This is a genomic window from Streptomyces laculatispora, assembly GCF_017353455.1.
Lineage (GTDB): Bacteria > Actinomycetota > Actinomycetes > Streptomycetales > Streptomycetaceae > Streptomyces > Streptomyces laculatispora.
Genome location: NZ_JAFMPZ010000261.1, coordinates 1 through 16,639, shown reverse-complemented (window position 1 = coordinate 16,639; position 16,639 = coordinate 1). Strand labels below are relative to the sequence as shown.

The window sequence follows — 16,639 nt, the reverse complement described above, 5'->3', positions numbered from 1 at the left end:
CTCCGACGGCCTCCCCGTCGGCGCGCAGCTGCTCGGTCCCTCCCGCAGTGAGGAACGGCTGATCTCGCTGGCCGCCCAGCTGGAGGCCGACCGGCGCTGGTACGAACACCGCCCGCCGGCCGCCCCGTAGCGCTCACCGCGCACGGCGTGCCCCTCACTCCGGGCGGCGGGCGCCGACCACCCACACCCCCGCGCGCAGCAGCACCCCGCGCGGGGTCTCGTGCGGCAGCAGCGCGCGGGCCATCGCCGCGCGCGTGGCCTCGGAGACGGTGCGGCCGGGGGCGCGTGAGACGAAGAAGTCCACCGCGTCGGCCGCGTCCTTCCCCCAGACGGAGTCCGCTCCGACGCCGGTCACCTCGATGTCCGTGAAACCCGCCGCCCCCAGCACCTCGTGCAGGTGGTCCGGTTGTGAGAGCGAGGCCATCGCCGTGGCCGGCGCGTTCTCCTGGGTATGGTCCTCGCCCAGCAACGAGGCCAGCAGGCCCAGCGCCTCGCGCTCCTCGCCGCCCGGCGACGCGGGCTGCGGGCAGACGAACACCAGTCGGCCGCCCGGCCGCAGCGCGGCGGCGATGTTCGTGAAGGCGGCGACGGCGTCGGCGAAGAACATCACCCCGCCCCGGCTGATCGCCAGGTCGTACCCGCCGGGCTCGAACGGGCAGGTCTGCGCATCGGCCAGCCGGTAGGTGACGGCGGGGAACCGGTCGTCGTCGGTGAGCTCGCGGGCCCGTTCGACCAGCGGCCCCGAGATGTCGACACCAGTGACACGGCCTTCCGGAGCCAGCCGGGCGGCCGTCCGGGTCGTGAGCCCGCTGCCGCAGCCGATGTCCAGCACCCGGTCCGAGGCGCCGATCGAAGCCGCGTCGAACAGTGGTGCGTCGAAGGCCTCCAGCATCGCGTTGTAGCGGTCCGGGTGTGCGGCCCAGTGCTCTCCGACCGGTCCGTTCCATGCTTCGGCGACCTTCACGCGAGCTCCTTCGTCTGTGTGGTCAGGGTGGCCTCGACGCGTCCGACGGCGCAGCCGGCGCCGTACGCGATCAGATGGGCCAGGCAGTGATCGGTGAACGGCGGTACCAGCCAGGCAGCCACGTCCTCGTCCGTGATCCGGTACGGGGCACGTGCCGCGAGCAGGGCCAGCCGGGTGCTGCCGCTCCGCCCGGTCCGGCAGCACCGCGTGCAGCGGGAGCGGCGTGACCCCGTCCCAGGCCGCCACCGATTCCCGTACGGGCAGGCTCAGCCCCGTCGTCAGCTCCTGGCGCACGGTCCGGGCCAGTCTGCGGCCCGCCGCGCTCCGTACGGCACGGAGCTTCTGGAGGCCGCAGGGCAGCATGCTCTCGGTCAGCAGCGCGGAGACGATGCGGTTGATGAAGTGGAAGGAGAGCGCCGTCCCGATGATCTCGGGCGCATCGGCCGACGGGAACGGCTGCGCGGTGCTCATGTCCTTTCCCCAGTACAGCAGTTGACGACGGGCCGGGTCCTCGGGCTGTCCGCCGCGGGCGATCGTCTCGGCCAGCCGGTGGTCACCGGTGGCGTGCAGCAGCACGGTGTGCGCGTCCACGCAGAACGGGCAGCGGTTGGCGAGCGACACCCCGGCCGCCACCACCTCGTCGGCGTCGATGTCGTAGGACATCGTCACGTGGTGCAGCACCGCGCCCGGCCCGCCGTCGCGGCCCACGACACGCTTCTGCGCCGCCCCGGCGATCTTTCCGACATCGGTCGCGATGCCGTTCAGCGGCTGGTACCAGGCCTTGATGCCCATGTCGCCGAGGGCTTCGAGCACCCAGTCGTCCAGGTAGGCGTAGCTGTCGGCGAAGGAGAGCCCGGAGACGAGGGAGTCGGGGACGGAGAGGGAGTACGTGATGGTGTTGCCCGGCTCCACGAAGGTCGGACGGCCAAGACACTACGAGCCTGCGTGATCACGGGCAAGTGCTTGATCCCGCCGGATGCCACTCGGCATCCGGCGGGGTGCTTACGGCACCCGGGCGGTCCACTCCTCGGTGGCGAACTTCGTCCGCACCAGCTCCTCTGCCTGGGCCATCTCTTCCGCTGTGACGTCGCCGGTGGTCAGCCCGTAGCGGTTGCGGAAGGAGGCGATCATGTTCTCGATCACCTGTTCCCGGGCGAGGCCGGTCTGACGGCGGAGCGGGTCGACGCGCTTCTTGGCGCTCTTGGTGCCCTTGTCGGAGAGCTTCTCCTTGCCGATCCGTAGTACCTCCAGCATCTTGTCGGCGTCGATGTCATACGACATCGTCACGTGATGCAGGACGGCCCCAGGGCCACCATCAGAACCGACGATCCGCTTCTGAGCGGCGCCGGCGATCTTTCCGGCATCGGTCGCGATGTCGTTGAGCGGCTGGTACCAGGCTTTGATACCCATGTCGCCGAGGGCGCCCAGCACCCAGTCGTCGAGGTAGGCGTAGCTGTCGGCGAAGGAGAGGCCGGAGACCAGCGACTCCGGCACGGACAGGGAGTACGTGATGGTACTCATGGGCTCGACGAACATGGCCCCACCACCAGAAATGCGGCGTACCACGGCCATCCCGTGCTTTGCCGCCCCCTCGGGGTCCACCTCATTGCGCAGTGACTGGAAGCTGCCGATGACCACAGCAGGCGAGGCCCATTCCCAGACCCGCAGCGTGGGAGCCCGCCGCCCGGCGGCCACCTCGGTGGTGAGGACCTCGTCCAGTGCCATGTGCAGGGCCGGGGCCTGCGCTGCCGTGTGCACCAACTGCCAGTCGTAGTCGCTCCACTCGGTTGCATGGGCCAGCGCTCGCCGAACAGCGATGCCGACGCCCTCCGCGGTCAGCCCGAGCATGACGGTCGACTCCGGCAGCCCCGCCGTGATCCGGGCCGCCAGGCCTGTGGCGTCCGTTGAGGACAGGGCACCCTCCAGGGCCCTGTCCATCGAGAGGATTGCCTCGCCGGGCTCCAGGAAGAAGTCCCCGGCGACGCGTACGTTGCGTAGTACACCTTCGTCGACGTCCAGGTCTACGACGACAAGTTTGCCGCCGGGCACCTTATATTCTCCATGCACGGCTTCGTTCCCTTCCAGTGCGCGGCACGGGATGGACGCGCACATACCTCGCATCGCACTTTAATGCTTGCGCTAGAGGCGTTCCCGGCGCAGGACCGCACCCTTCTCGTTCCTGGGCGGGGCGTCGTACTCGGCGACGATCCGCAGTTTGTACTCCGAGGTGAAAGTGCGGCGCTTCGGCCTCGGCGCCGGGTCGGACCCGACGGGCTCGGTGCTTGGCATAAGGGACGGTTCTCTTGTCGCGCGCTCTCAGGCTAACCCCGCAGAACGTGATGTCTCACCCAAGGCTGGCAGAGAGGGGACCGGCATCGTCGATGGCATGGCGCGGGCGTCTGCTTTGCCGAGCGAGCGCAGCGGGACGTCGTAGGGCCGTGGGCGGCGACGAGAGCGGGGGACCGTCCCGGCCCGAGGGCGCGGGACCGTCCGCATAACCGATGCGCCGGGCCGGGACGCTCTTCCCCTAGGGGCTCCTCTCCCCGATAATGGCCCTCCGCTGTCTGGCCTTGGGGGGCTTGTGTCGGATCGTGGTTCCACTCCTGTTCCACCCACCATGCGCAGAGTCGCGCGGGACTTCGAACTCGGGTCGCGCCAGGAGCTGGTGTGGACCGAGCCCAAGCGCTTCCCGTGGATCGTGGTGCTGCTGCCGACACTGGTCGGACTGCCGGTGCTCTGGATGGGGATTTCGGCCGCAGTGGAGGGCCAGCGGAGCCACGGCGCCTGGTACTACGGGCTGCCGCTGCTCATCTTGGGGACCGTCCTAGTCGCCGCAGCCGGGTATTTCCTCTTCCTCGCGCTCACGAGACGGCAGGCGCAGGTCTGGGTAGGTCACTACCAGCACGGCATCGTCCGGGAGGTCGCCGGGCACGTGCCGGAGGCGTACTCATGGGACGAGATCGACGGCATTCGGCGGAGCAGCACCAAAGTGACGAACGGGATCACCAGCGTCACCACACACGAACTCTGGGTGCGTCCCCGTGAGGGCGCCGAGATCACGGTGACCGACGCGTACAAGGGGGTCGCACGGTTCATCGACGAACTGGACAAGACATTCACGCGCGTACGGCTGCCGCAGGACAGGGACCGGCTGAAGGCGGGCGAACGGGTCGACTTCTTCGGGGCCCACCTCGATCCCGCCGGTGTCGGGTACCTCGACCACCGGCTCGGCTGGCGCGAGGTCGACCGGGTCACGGTGAAACAAGGCTGGCTGGAGATCCATCGGCACGGCGAGGGAAAGCCGTGGGCCAGGCTCCCCGTAGAGATGGTCCAGAATCTTTCGGTCTTCCTGGCCCTCGCCGCAAGGATGCGCCAGGAGGCGGCCGGGAAACGGCCGCGACCAGACGATCCGGCCTGATCCGGCGAAGGCCGGCGCTCCGGCAGCAGGTCTGGATCAACGAACCAGCACCCCGGCGGTCACCGTGCTTGGGAGAGGAACTACTTGCACCTCTCAAACAACGGCATTGTGACAACGGGATCAAGTGGCGTTCGATGCCGTCGGTTGTCGGCGAGCCGGGTGGAGACCATGGTGAAGCGCGGGTAGCCACCGGCGGCCCCGGTCTTACGCAGCTCGATTCCCGCGCTGCGGATCTGGGGTAGTTGACACTGCCCTGGACGGGCGAGTGCCTGCACGGCCTGCGCCGCCAGCTGCAGTACGCCCGCGAGCGAGAGGTCGCCCGTCGCAGCCCGAGCAGCAGAACGAGCGCGTGGTGACGAACACGGTGGTCTGCTGGCACACCGGGTACCTGGGCCTGGCCGTCGAAGAACTGCTTACCACCGGCAGCGAGGTGGACGACGAGGTGGTGCAGGTGGCGGGCAGGTCGCGCAGGGCCCGTCCGTGGTAGGCGGCGTCCGCGATGACGTGGATGCGTCGGCCGTGATGGCAGGCCGCGAGGAAGCGGAGCATGGACGTGGCGATGCCGGCCTTGCTCAGTTCCTGCTCGGGCCGCCGAGTGACCAGCGGCATTGGACGACAAGCTTGGAGGAGGAAACTGATCACGGCCCTGTGTGGATGTGGGCTGCCCAACGGGTCGGGAGCAGTGGATCGGCGTCGCGGACCGCACGGACCGCCTGGTGGAGAGCGAGGGCCGCGCCACTGGTCCCGTATCCGGCGTAGAAGGCGCGTGCCAGGTCCGCCGCAGTCTGGTCGTGGACCTGCCACAAAGTGGCGATCACGTCACGGAACCCGACGAGCCGGAACGCCGAACCGAGATGCAGGGACTCGCCGGTGAACTTGCCCGCGCTGCGGGCCGTCGAGCAGGCCGACAGATAGGCGAGGCCGGCGCGCGAGGCCCGCAGCCGGTGCAGGTCGGTGACCATCAATGGCTGGTCGTGCAGGACCAGATGACTGCCTGACGGGTTGACCGGATCGTGGTGCGCGTGGCATGCGAAGTGCGCCCAGCGGCTGGACGGCAGTGCCTCGGCCACGGCGGCTCGTGTGGCCCGTGGACCCAGCAGGAGCCGCGCTCCCGAGGCGGAGCCGAGCGCGGTGGCCTCGGCCAGGGTGGCGGGCAGCGGCATGTGCCCCGGGGTGTCGGGTACGGCCACGACCAAGGGCGGGCCGTCCGCCCGGCTCACCCGGTGGTCGAGGTCCGTCGGCAACGCGCGGATCGTGGGGGCGTACGACGAGACAACCCGGTCCAGCACCGTGTCGCCGGGCCGCGTCTCCTCGTCCGCCCAACGCCCGGCCGCGTGCAGGGGAAGGGCGTTCAGCGCACCCGTCGGCGACCACCACACCCGCGGCCAGGGCCCGCCGTCCGGGGGCAGGCCGGTGTACCCGAAGTCCTGCAGTACGGGCTCCGCCACCGCGTCCCAAAGCCAGCTGAGCGTCTCCCGCACCGTGGCCTGGGCCTCAAGGCGTTGCACCAGCCCGGCGTGCGGATTCTCCGCAGCGGTCACCGCCAGGGCGAACTCCGCGGCCCGCCGGTCGAGTTCACCGGGCTCCAGATCGGGCAGCGGCACCACGCGCAGGCTGCCGCCCTTCAGCAGCAGGGCGTCGCAGCGGTACCGGCTCACGTTCACGGTGACTACGGGGCCCAGCCGCGCGGCACGGGCCCGCAGCCGGTCGGCCCGTGGGGCGGCGAGGAAGTCCTCGAACCCGGGCCGGCGGCGGATCTCGCGTAGAGTCCGCTCCATGCGCAGTCCTAGCGCGTGCCTGCTGTCCGGGTCGGGGTCGGGCTCGCTCAGCGCCTGCCGCACCGCCGTTAGTTCGGCTGCCCATGTGGGTGCCGCCGAGTGGAGTTCGGTGAGTTCGCGGTCCGCGTCGAGGGCGGCGGAGAGCAGTACGGAACGTCCGTGCTCCAGCATTTCCAGTGCCGTGTCCGGCCGCCCCGCCTCCAGCGCGGCCGCCGCGGCGTCGCTGGCCAGCCAGAACCGCCCGGCCAGCAGCCTTTCCTGGTCGGCACGGCGCAGATGGCCCGGGACAAGCTCCGGCAGCCGGCCGATGGCCGCGCGATAACCGTCCACGGCCGTCGGCCAGTCCCCGGTCGAGGCCGCCCACTCCGCCCACTGGGCCGAGCCCGCAATTCGCTGCATGCTTGTCGCGCCAGGCGTCGACGTTGCGGTGCGCAGCACGTCGATCGCCTCGCGTAGCGCGGCGGCGTCCCCGCGTTCACAGGAGCGCTGGGCGAGCGCGTGGGCGAGGTTGCGGAGGGAGGCGATCCGCGTGGTGGGCAGGTCCGGTTCGGCCACCGCACGGCGGTAGGTGTCGACGACCTCGTCGAGGACGTCGGGCGTGTCCGGCCGCTCATGCCAGGTGGCGAGGGCAGCGCCCAGGTTGCTCAGGGTCCCGGTGCGGTCACCGGTGTCGCGGTCACAAGTATCCTGGTCCGCCAGCACCTGCCGCAACAGGCCGATCGCCTCCCGCAGCCACGACGGATCGACGGCCGCGGCACCGCCCGGATGTTCTTTGTGCAGATCGAGATCCGCCCGGTACGCCATGACGAGTGCCACGGCGAGGTCCTGTCGGGGGTCCTTCTCGCGCGAGGGCGGTGGTGCGCCCGCGGCGGCGGCCTGTTCACGGAGGAGTTCCACCGCATCGAGGACGTCGCCCAGCCAGCCGTCGTACTGATGCCGGGCCAGCAGGGCATGGGCGAGGGCCGGCCGGGCGTCGGACAGCAGCAGCGGATCGCCCTCGGCCAGGGCCATGGCCTCGCGGGCGTGCGCCACGGATTCGTGCAGGGAATCGGCGTCGGACAAGGACTGGTGGCGTTGGTTCAGCATGCTGCTCAGCTGGGTCAGATGCCCGACGCGGGGGTGGTGGCCCAGCGCTTGGCCGACCCGGATCGCGGTCCGTACGGCCGTGATCGCCTCGCCCAGCGTGCCCGCGTCCGGAGCGGCCAGATGCCGGGCGTAGTGGGCGTCGGCGAGCAGGGCCCAGCGCGCGGGTAGGCTGGGGTGGTCGCCAGGCACACTGTCGATGGGCTCCCGCAGCAGGGTGATGGCCTCGTCCAGCTCATCCGGGTCGTCCGTCCACGTACCGCGCAGGTACAGAGCCTCGCCCAGGATCCGGCGGGCCCCCACGCGGTTGTCGGGCGGGGTGTTCGGATCCGAGACGGTCCGGCGCAGTCTACCGATGGCCCTGTCGAGGTCGGCGCGGTGGCCGCGCAGGAGCAGCGCGGTGTTCAGGATGGTGCCAGCGGTGTAGTGGGTGTCGGTGTAGGCGGTGGTGACCGCCAGTACGTGGTAGAGGGTGTCGATCAGGTCGTCCACGGTGAGGCCCGTGGTGTCCGGCGGAGACCGGTGGTCGTCCGGCAGGTCGTCCTGCTCCCGGTCGGAGATCGAGGCCGATGCCACGACCATCAGCCGCCGCGATGCCAGGAACAGGGCACCCTGCGGGTCACGCCGTACCGCGGCCGTACGACGGAACAGCTCGGCCACTGGCCCGGGAATGTCCCTCATGCGGTGCCGGTGGGCGACGGCGAGGAGGGACAGCGCGTTCTCGTAGACGGATTCGGCGCATTCGCCCCTGCCGCGCCTCAGCAGCGCGAGGTGGGTGTGCCAGCGCAGCAGGCCCAACGTCAGGAAGGCGGCAGGATCGGGCCGTCCGAAGCGGTTCTCCAGCCCCACGATGACCAGACGGGTGCCCTCGCTGGTGGCGTCCCGGCTGAGCAGCAGTTCGTCGTCGCCAGTGCGCAGGAAGGCGTCGATGCGGTTCCGTACGGCGGACCTCGCTGCCCGCTTGTCCCGTGTCACTGCTGGGGCGGGGCCATGCGGTGGAGCATATCGAGGAACCGCGGGGTTCCCTGGATCGTGTGCGGCCGGTCCGGTGTGCCCAGGCCGCGCGTCATGCCGGCCTCCAGGTCCGCCATGACGATGTGCTCCAGCAGGCCGTCGGACCACCAGTACACTTCGTCGCTCAGCCGCTGTTCTGGCTCGGCGCGGTCGCGGAGACTGGCGCTGAACTTCTGCAGGGCCGGGCCGGCCGTGACGACGTTCATGCCGGTCACGACCCAGAACGCCAGGGCGTCGGTGCGCGGCGCCACCACCAGGACGCCATACAACGCCGGGCGGCCGGCCAGTTCGTCCAGCCGCAGAAGATGCGCGGCCGTGTGCTCGCCACTGCCGAGCACCACAAGGACCGGAGAACCGTCGGGACCCATGTCGTGTACCTCGCAAGGCTGGCGCCGGAGGTTGGCCAGTGCGAGCGACCACACGTCGGCGGGAGACACGTCCCACTGACGGGTCTGCTCGGTGTCGACGGTCAGGACCGAGCGCTCGCCAATGAGCCGGACTTCCGCGAGCAGATGGTCGCCGAGGGCGCGGGTCATCTCGTCCGGGCGGTCTGACTCCTGTACGAGGCGCACCGCGGGCAGCAGCGCACCCCGAGCCCGCTCGAAGGGCAGCACCGCCAGGGCCTGCGCCTCACGCGCCCGGTCCTCCCACCAGAGCTCGTACTCCGTCACCGTCGTGGACCACCGCTCGCGCGGCTGGTCCCGTAGTGTTTCGGCCAGGTGCGCGAGGTCCATCTCCGAGGCCGGACCTCCCGGCAAGCTCCGGGAGAGGGCCTGTTGTCTGGCGTAGTCGGGTACGAGGCGCTCACGGACCAGTTCCTGGAAGGCGGCCCACTCCCCGGGACCGAACCAGGCACACCATGACGGGGCGAAAGACCGGCTGTCCCTGGATTTCCGGAAGAGCGCCATGGCCCCAAGGGTACGATCACATCTACTTTCTGAACAGGCTTCAGATGCGCAGCGTGGTGCGAGTGGGCGGGGACATAACTGATGGCAGCGGACGAACTAGGGCTATTTTGTGCCGAGTTGCCTGAACTGCGTGCGGCGCTGCGCCGCACGCCCCGGCAGCTCGCGCTGCTCGACCGGGTCGAGCACGCGCTGCGCGAGGGCGAGCCGGTAGCTCCGCTGTTGCGGCAGCTCGGGATCGCGGTGGACGGAGACACCGGCCCCCTCACCGGCCGGGACGCAGGGGCCACGACGGCGCCGGTGCGCGGCACCCCGCACGTGGTGACAGGTTCGTACCTCTGCCCGCGCCGCAGGTGTCTGCGGGTCGACGAGCGACGCCCCGGGGACGAGCTGCCGGTCTGCCATGTGTACCGCGAGGCGCTGCGGTTCGTGCCGGACGGGCGATGAACGGTGTCCTGTCGGAACTGGGCCGCCGACTCGCCGAACGGCTGGTGGCGCTACTCGTCCTGCCCGGCCTGCTGTACCTCGGCGCGGCGCTGTCGGCCGCCGCGCTCGGTGGAGCACGGTTGGACGAGGCCGGGCGTGCGGTGCGCCGCGCGGTGGCGCCGATTACCGGAGCGGTCGCGACGCCGTCCGCGTCCTCGTGGCTGTCCGTCGCCCTCCTGCTGACCGCCGTCCTGGTCGCCGCGGGCGCATCCGGCCTCGCGGCGCAGGCGGCCGGAGCGGTGGTGGACCGGGTGTGGGCGGGGCCGTGGCCCGACTGGGCAGAACGGCTCGCGCGCCCCCTGACCGACCGGCGGGCCCGCGCCTGGGACGCCGCCGACCGGCTCCGGGACGGCACCACAGGCGCCGAGCTGGACGCCCGTACGGCCCGCCGCAACCGGATCGGACTCCGGCGGCCCTCGGCCCCTACCTGGATGGCCGACCGACTGCGGGCCGCCGACTCTCGGATCTGGCAGGAGTATGGGCTCGACCTCACCGTCTCCTGGCCCCGGCTGTGGCTGGTGCTCCCGGATTCCTCCCGTACGGCCGTGCAAGCGGCCCGCGAGCGGCTGACCGCCACGACGCTGCTGGCCGGATGGGGGGTTCTGTACGCGCTGCTCGGTCTGTTGTGGTGGCCAGCCGTGGCCGTCGGCGCGGTGATCGGAGTGACGGCTTGGCGGCGGACCCGGGCGGCATTCGACACGCTTGCCGAGCTGGTCGAGGCGGTGGTGGACGTCCACGGCCCCGAACTCGCCGCGGCACTCGGCGTGCCGGTCTCTGACCAGCGGCTGACGCCACCCATCGGGCGGGTGCTGGTGGAACGGTTCCGCAAGTCTTCGTGAGAGGGCACGAGTGCCACCCTCGGCCGCCGGAATCCTCGTGCCGTTGTGAGACCGGGAGGACCGCGCGAGGGGGCGGGGTTCTTAGCCTGGCCGACAGACGCAGCCAGATGCCGTCGAACGACTCGACAGGCCCGACACTCGCTTTGGTCCAGGCGACCGTTCCCGGCTGGGAGACGGACGTCCTCAACGCGGCGGGGTCGATGGCCTGGCCGTCATCCCAGAACAGACGGATCAGGTGCTCTTCATCGACGTAACCCGTGCGCTCACCGTCCTGGCCGATCATGGGCAGGAAACCGCACATCCACGGAGTCGGACAGGAGCCGTTCGGGCTGTCGCACGAATGCGACGCATCGGGTCAGGCCTCGCCACCGCAGAGGGAGTACCAGCCTGCCGCCGTCCCTGAGCTGGTTCTGCATGGCGGGGGAAGGGTCCAGACCCTGACGGTCGCGATGATGCGGTCGAACGGGGTACGTTCCTCCGCGCCGAGCACCCCGTCCCGGGTGATGACATCGACGTCGCGGAACCCGGTCGCGTCGAGTGTCTTGCGGGCGTACGCGGTGACGTCGCCGTCGATGTCCCCCGTGACGACGAGCCCGGAGGCGCCTACGAGGCGCCGCATGTATGCGGCGTTCACGCCCGTGCCCGCGCCGATCTCGAACACGCGGTTGCCCTCTTCGAGCTGCAGCTGGACGAGCATGAAGAACACCACGTCGGGCTTCGACGCGCAGCTGTACGGGAGCGCGTCCTCGGCAGAATCCCTCACCGGGACCGAACAGCTCAAGGCAGTCCTGGTCAACTGCCCCGAGCTCGACGCCCTTGCGGGTCACGTCCGGTCCTTCGCTCAGATTTTCGCCGAGCGCCAGAGCGACCGGCTTCCGCAGTGGCTCGACGCCGTCCGGCGAGACGACCTCCCCAGCCTCCACACCCTCGCCGCAGGCATCGACCGTGACCGCGACGCCGTCACCGCCGGCCTCACCGTGCCCTGGAGCTCCGGCGTCGTTGAAGGACACGTCAACCGAATCCAGATGCTCAAGCGCCAGATGTTCGGCCTGGCCGGCTTCGCTCTACTGAGGTGACCCCTGTGGTGTGTACACACCTGACCGAACCCCTGATCCCGGACCCGGGCGAGATCGCCTGGCAGGGCTGGCTGACAGAGGCCGAATTGTGCGAGGTCGTCGATCAACGGCTCTTCGTTCCGGGAGGACGGAACGCTCTGCGCCGATACCTGGAGTCCGGATCCGGTAGCGGTGCGGGCGAACTGTGAGCCGAGTGATTGGCGATGCGGTCGTCTCGATCGAGTCGGAGCGGGCATTTCAGCTGCAGGACCCGATCACTGTGGTTCGTGGTGCTGGAAGGCACCTGACTTGGGTGGTCCCGGCGGCAGCTTCGCGGAGCCGGACGATCTCCTCGTGCTGGGCGGCGAGCCGGGCCAGGGCCTGGCCGCGGAAGTCGGCGAGCTCCGTGACTGTCTTCTCCGATGCGGCCAGCCGTTCCCGGAGCTTGCTGTTCTCTGTCTTGAGCCGGGCGATCTGGGCCTCGCGAGGGTCGGGGATCTCGCCGACATCCTGCAGAGCCTGGACCCGTCGTTCGAACTCGACACGGAGGTGAGCGTAAGGGCGGGTGCCGTAGAACGCGGTGCGGTCGACCGCGGCTTCGCTGGCGAGGGTCTTGATGTCGCATCGGCCACCGGGCGGGATCTCGCCGCGCAGGAGGCGGTCCATCGCGGACCTGACCCGGTTCTCGTTCTCCGTCCGTTGCAGGCCGCGGCCCAGCCGGTCCGGTACCGGCCGGGTCCTTCCGGCGCTCAGGGGCGGGGGGTGAGGTATCCGCCCATGGAGGTGAAGTACTCGCTCGCGGGCAGTTCGCGGCCGTCCTCGGTCCGCACCCGGGTGATGGCGAGGCCGTGGTTGAGGCCCGTGCGCGCGTCGGCGCCGGCGACGATCACCACTGCCTCGCCCTCGCGGTAGAAGACGCGGCCGGGCGTTCCGCCGTAGCGGCCCTCGGACACGACGGCGGACATCACCTCCAGCCGCTTGCCTCGGTGGAAGGTGAAGGCGTTCGGGTACGGCGACGTCTGGGCGCGGACCAGGCGCTCCAGCACCTCGGCGGGCCAGTCCCAGTTGATCCGGATGTCCTCTTCGGCGCGCTTGTGGAAGAACGTCGCCTGCGAGCGGTCCTGCCGGGTGAACTCGGTCTGCCCGGAGGCGATCAGGTCCAGCGCGCCGATGGTGACCGGGGCGATCAGTTCGACGGTCTTGTGGAACAGGTCCACGGAGGTGTCGGCGGGCTCCACCTTCACCGCGCGCTGGTCCACGATGTCACCGGCGTCGAGCACCTCGTCCATCATGTGGGCCGTGACGCCGACTTCGGTCTCGCCGTTGACGAGCGCCCAGATCAGTGGCGAGAAGCCGGCGTACTTCGGCAGCAGCGAGTCGTGGACGTTCAGCGTGCCGTGCGGGGGCAGGTTGTAGATGCGCGGCGGGATCCAGGTGCGCCAGTTGTTGGCGACGATGATGTCCGGGGCGGCCTCCTGGAGCAGCCGGAACAGCTCCTCGTCGTCGGGCCGGTTGCGGATGATCACCGGGACGCCGTGCTCCTCGGCCAGGTCCGCGACCGAATCGCTCCAGATCTTCTCGTACGCGTGCTCGCTCTTGGGGTGCGTCACGACTGTCACCACGTCGTGCTCGGAGTCCAGGAGGGCTTGCAGGGTGCGGTGGCCCCAGGTCTGGTAACCGAACATGGCGACCCGCATGGGTTCCTCCTCAGGTGAGCGACTGATCGACGCCAAGTAAAGCAAGCCTTACCTAATGACGCAACGGGCCCTGATTTCAGACGTGTTAGGTAGGGCGCTTGGTAATTTGTCCGGTTTGCCTGGTCGACAGGTTCGCTTAAGTCAGGTTAGCTTTACCTAAGTTCGACTGGCTGCCGCTCTCGGTGTGCCCGCGTCCCGTACTTTTCGTCCACGCCTGACAGGCGGCTGTCCCGCACGATGGGAGTGACATGTCACAGGTTGATCCTGGCGACGCACCTCTGATCCACGACCTCATAGGAATCGGCTTCGGGCCGTCCAATGTGGCCATGGCGATCGCGCTGAGCGAGCACAACGCCCGAGTCGGCAGGCAGGAGGCGGTCACGGCGCACTTCTTCGAGCGCCAGCCGGCCTTCGGCTGGCACCGCGGCATGCTGATCGACGACGCGACGATGCAGGTGTCGTTCCTCAAGGACCTGGCGACGCTGCGGGACCCGTCCAGCGAATACACCTTCCTGCGCTATCTGCAGAGCCGGGGCCGGCTGATCGACTTCGTCAACCACAAGAACCTCTTCCCGCTCCGCGTCGAGTTCCACGACTACTTCGAGTGGGCCGCGGCGAAGGTCGACGACATGGTCTCGTACGGCCACGAGGTGCTCTCCGTCGAGCCCGTCCTGCGTGACGGAGTGGTGGAGTACGTCGATGTGACGGCCCGCTCGGGCACGGAGACGGTGGTCCACCGCGCCCGCAACCTCGTTGTCGGCACCGGGCTGCGCCCGCTGATGCCGGAGGGCGTCGAGCGCACGGACCGGGTCTGGCACAACTCCGACCTGCTGGCCAAGGTCGACGCCCTGGAGGGCACCGACCCCACCCGGTTCGTCGTGGTCGGCGCCGGTCAGAGCGCCGCCGAGAACGTCGCGTACCTCCACCGCCGCTTCCCGCGGGCCGAGGTCTGCGCCGTGTTCTCCCGCTACGGCTACAGCCCGGCCGACGACAGCAGCTTCGCCAACCGGATCTTCGACCCGGACGCGGTCGACGAGTACTTCACCGCCCCGGAGGACATCAAGCGCAAGCTGATGGGCTACCACGGCAACACCAACTACTCCGTGGTGGACATCGATCTGATCGACGACCTGTACCGCCAGGCGTACCAGGAGAAGGTGCTCGGCGCCGAACGGCTGCACTTCATCAACATCTCCCGGCTGACCGGCGTCGAGGAGGCCGGGGACAAGGTCCGCGCCACCGTCACGTCCCTGGTCACCGGCGAGGAGAGCACGCTGGAGGCCGATGTCGTGGTCCTCGCCACCGGGTACAGCCCGGTCGAGCCCCTCGGCCTGCTCGGCGACGTCGCACGGCACTGCCACCGCGACGAGGAGGGCCGCGTCCGGGTCGAGCGCGACTACCGCATCGCGACGGACGACGAACTGCGCTGCGGCATCTACCTCCAGGGCGGCACCGAGCACACCCACGGCATCACCTCGTCCCTGCTGTCCAACACCGCGATCAGGGTCGGCGAGATCCTCGACTCGATCGTCGAGCGCGGGCTGAAGAACGCCTCGGACGAGCCCCGCCCGCTCGCCGACGGCGTCGCCGCGCCCTGATCCGGCGGCCACGGTCTCCTGGTCATCCCCGTTCTGGTCCGTCATCGGTCCGCCCCCCCACGAACCGCCACGCCCGCCGGTCGTACCCGTGTACGGCGCGGCGGGCCCGGCACGCACAGTGAAAACCCCTTGAGAGGAACATCCGTGTCCACTGGTACACGCCCCGCGCTGACGCGGTTCGTCAGATTCGCTCCCCGAGTGGCCGTCGCGGCCGTCGCGGCCGTCGCTCTGGCCGCCTGTGGGGGCGGCGACGACAAGGCCGGTTCCAGTGCCCCGGCCGAGGCGGGCGGCAAGTCCGGCGCCTTCCCGGTGACCGTCCAGCACAAGTACGGCAGCACGACGATCGAGGCGGAGCCCGAGCGGATCGTCACCCTGGGCCTCTCGGACCAGGACGCGGTCCTGGCGCTCGGCATCAAGCCCGTCGGCTCGGTGGACTGGTTCAAGGAGAAGCCGTACGGCAAGTGGCCCTGGACCAAGGACAAGTGGGGATCCGACACGCCGGACATCGTCGGTGAGCGCGACGAGTACAACATGGAGAAGATCGCCGCGCTCAAGCCGGACCTGGTCATCGCCCAGTACTCGGGGATGAAGAAGGAGCAGTACGACACCCTCTCCAAGTTCACCAAGGTCGTCGCCCAGCCCAAGGACCTGCCCGACTACGGGGCCTCGTGGCAGGTGATGACCCGGCAGATCGGCACCTCGCTGGGCAAGAAGGCGCAGGCCGAGAAGCTGATCACGGGCATCGACGCCGACTTCGAGAAGGTCCGTGACGCGCACCCCGAGTTCGCCACGAAGACCCTCGCCGTCGCCGACAGCTTCGAGGCGGGGAAGTACTCGGCGTTCACGAAGACGGACCCCAAGTCGATCTTCTTCTCCGAGCTGGGCTTCAAGCTGAAGCCCGAGATCGACAAGCTGGCCAAGCCGGGCTGGAACGCCGCCGAACTCAGCGCCGAGAAGCTGAACGTGCTCGACGTCGACCGGCTGGTCTGGGTCACCTCCAGCACCGACGCCAACGACCGGATCAAGGCCGAGCCGCTCTACAAGAACCTCAAGGTCAGCAAGGACAAGCGCGACCTGTTCGTGCCCTACCAGGGCCCGGACATCGGTGCCGCGTTCTCCTTCAACACGGTCCTCTCGATCCCCTACGCGATCGACGAGATCGTGCCGCTGCTGACGGCCGTCAAGTAGCGCACCGCCCCGCCTCAACAGGACCGAACAGAGGTGCTCGTCCGACGGTGTGCCGGCCCGGCACACCGTCGGAGGGGACGTCCTCTCCTTGCCCACATCATCAGGGAAAGGCCATTTCGTACGATGTTTGACGCCGAGCCGGACCGGACATCCGCCGCCGGGATCCCCATGACCGGTGGGCAGGCCGGGATCTGGCTTGCCCAGCAGATCGAGCCGGACAGCTCCGCCTACAACATCGTCTTCGCCCTGGATCTGCGCGGCGACACCGACCTCGGCCGGCTCGCCGCCGCGGTCCGGCAGGCCGTCGGGGAAGCCGACTGCCTGCACGTCGAGTTCACCCCGGGGGACGGCGGCCCGCGCCAGACCCCCACGGCCGTCTCCGTCGAGGTGCCCGTCGTCGACCTGCGCGATGCCCCGGACCCCGAGGCGGCCGTCGCCGACTGGATGGCAGCCGAACGCGAACGGCCCGTCGCCCTGGGCGGGGCACCGCTCTTCGCCCAGGCGCTGCTCCGGCTCGCGGACGACCGGGTCCGCTGGTACCAGCGCTATCACCACATCGTTCTCGATGGCATGGGCGTGACGCTGATCACCCGCCGGGCCGGCGAGCTGTACAC

15 protein-coding genes and 4 pseudogenes are annotated in these 16,639 nt (G+C 69.9%); 9 read left to right on the top strand and 10 right to left on the bottom strand.

Going from position 1 to position 16,639, the window contains the following annotated elements:
• Positions 1-154 precede the first annotated feature (154 nt).
• From J1C73_RS36010 to J1C73_RS14595, 5 genes and pseudogenes are all read right to left on the bottom strand, one after another.
• A pseudogene (locus J1C73_RS36010) lies at positions 155-844 on the bottom strand (class I SAM-dependent methyltransferase); the annotation flags it as partial.
• Between the two features lie 116 nt (positions 845-960).
• Positions 961-1,603, bottom strand: a pseudogene (locus J1C73_RS36005) (carboxymuconolactone decarboxylase family protein); the annotation flags it as partial.
• Positions 1,595-1,891, bottom strand: a pseudogene (locus tag J1C73_RS34855) (lipoate--protein ligase family protein); the annotation flags it as partial. The pseudogenes J1C73_RS36005 and J1C73_RS34855, both read right to left, overlap by 9 nt.
• Positions 1,892-1,966: 75 nt before the next feature.
• Complete coding sequence (lplAB, locus tag J1C73_RS14600; RefSeq protein ID WP_207316755.1) at positions 1,967-3,031, bottom strand: lipoate-protein ligase LplAB; 1,065 nt, start codon at positions 3,029-3,031, stop codon at positions 1,967-1,969.
• A 72-nt stretch (positions 3,032-3,103) separates the two neighbouring features.
• Entirely contained in the window at positions 3,104-3,253 is a 150-nt protein-coding gene (locus J1C73_RS14595; RefSeq protein ID WP_207316754.1) for a hypothetical protein, read from the bottom strand.
• A gap of 328 nt (positions 3,254-3,581) precedes the next feature.
• Here J1C73_RS14595 and J1C73_RS14590 point away from each other — a divergent pair, with 328 nt between their 5' ends.
• Together J1C73_RS14590 and J1C73_RS14585 are read left to right on the top strand one after the other, a co-directional pair.
• Positions 3,582-4,382: a DUF6585 family protein gene (locus J1C73_RS14590; protein WP_207316753.1), complete on the top strand. Its 801-nt coding sequence runs from the start codon at positions 3,582-3,584 to the stop codon at positions 4,380-4,382.
• 349 nt (positions 4,383-4,731) lie between these two features.
• Entirely contained in the window at positions 4,732-4,869 is a 138-nt protein-coding gene (locus tag J1C73_RS14585; protein ID WP_207316752.1) for a hypothetical protein, read from the top strand.
• Between the two features lie 151 nt (positions 4,870-5,020).
• Here J1C73_RS14585 and J1C73_RS35730 read toward each other — a convergent pair whose 3' ends face one another.
• Together J1C73_RS35730 and J1C73_RS14575 are read right to left on the bottom strand one after the other, a co-directional pair.
• Positions 5,021-8,218: a CHAT domain-containing protein gene (locus J1C73_RS35730; RefSeq protein ID WP_207316751.1), complete on the bottom strand. Its 3,198-nt coding sequence runs from the start codon at positions 8,216-8,218 to the stop codon at positions 5,021-5,023.
• Positions 8,215-9,165, bottom strand: coding sequence for a hypothetical protein (locus J1C73_RS14575; protein ID WP_207316750.1), 951 nt, complete (start codon positions 9,163-9,165; stop codon positions 8,215-8,217). The genes J1C73_RS35730 and J1C73_RS14575 overlap by 4 nt, the downstream gene beginning before the upstream one ends.
• 81 nt (positions 9,166-9,246) lie before the next feature.
• Here J1C73_RS14575 and J1C73_RS14570 point away from each other — a divergent pair, with 81 nt between their 5' ends.
• On the top strand, positions 9,247-9,609 hold the full coding sequence (locus tag J1C73_RS14570) for a hypothetical protein (protein ID WP_207316749.1): 363 nt from the start codon (positions 9,247-9,249) through the stop codon (positions 9,607-9,609).
• Positions 9,606-10,487, top strand: coding sequence for a hypothetical protein (locus tag J1C73_RS14565; protein ID WP_207316748.1), 882 nt, complete (start codon positions 9,606-9,608; stop codon positions 10,485-10,487). Before J1C73_RS14570 ends, J1C73_RS14565 begins: the two co-directional genes overlap by 4 nt.
• 355 nt (positions 10,488-10,842) lie before the next feature.
• Here the strand turns inward: J1C73_RS14565 and J1C73_RS14560 are convergent, their stop codons facing one another.
• On the bottom strand, positions 10,843-11,184 hold the full coding sequence (locus J1C73_RS14560) for a class I SAM-dependent methyltransferase (RefSeq protein WP_207316747.1): 342 nt from the start codon (positions 11,182-11,184) through the stop codon (positions 10,843-10,845).
• Positions 11,185-11,260: 76 nt separating this feature from the next.
• On the opposite strand from J1C73_RS14560, the pseudogene J1C73_RS34845 reads away from it, so the two are divergent.
• Positions 11,261-11,563, top strand: a pseudogene (locus tag J1C73_RS34845) (transposase); the annotation flags it as partial.
• A 5-nt stretch (positions 11,564-11,568) separates the two neighbouring features.
• The gene (locus J1C73_RS14550; RefSeq protein ID WP_207316746.1) at positions 11,569-11,751 is read left to right on the top strand and encodes an NUDIX hydrolase; all 183 of its coding nucleotides are present in this window, start codon (positions 11,569-11,571) and stop codon (positions 11,749-11,751) included.
• A gap of 49 nt (positions 11,752-11,800) precedes the next feature.
• Here the strand turns inward: J1C73_RS14550 and J1C73_RS14545 are convergent, their stop codons facing one another.
• Together J1C73_RS14545 and J1C73_RS14540 are read right to left on the bottom strand one after the other, a co-directional pair.
• Complete coding sequence (locus J1C73_RS14545) at positions 11,801-12,208, bottom strand: hypothetical protein (RefSeq protein WP_207316745.1); 408 nt, start codon at positions 12,206-12,208, stop codon at positions 11,801-11,803.
• Positions 12,209-12,291: 83 nt separating this feature from the next.
• Entirely contained in the window at positions 12,292-13,239 is a 948-nt protein-coding gene (locus J1C73_RS14540; protein WP_207316744.1) for a methionyl-tRNA formyltransferase, read from the bottom strand.
• 248 nt (positions 13,240-13,487) lie between these two features.
• Between J1C73_RS14540 and J1C73_RS14535 the strand changes: the two genes are divergently transcribed.
• The 3 genes from J1C73_RS14535 to J1C73_RS14525 all read left to right on the top strand — a co-directional run.
• Positions 13,488-14,837 carry a lysine N(6)-hydroxylase/L-ornithine N(5)-oxygenase family protein gene (locus J1C73_RS14535; protein ID WP_207316743.1) on the top strand — a complete coding sequence of 450 codons (1,350 nt, stop codon included), beginning with the start codon at positions 13,488-13,490 and terminating at the stop codon, positions 14,835-14,837.
• A gap of 144 nt (positions 14,838-14,981) precedes the next feature.
• Entirely contained in the window at positions 14,982-16,025 is a 1,044-nt protein-coding gene (locus J1C73_RS14530) for an iron-siderophore ABC transporter substrate-binding protein (protein WP_207316742.1), read from the top strand.
• A gap of 168 nt (positions 16,026-16,193) precedes the next feature.
• Positions 16,194-16,639 (top strand): condensation domain-containing protein (locus J1C73_RS14525; RefSeq protein ID WP_242644161.1); only part of this gene is annotated, 446 nt, incomplete at its 3' end.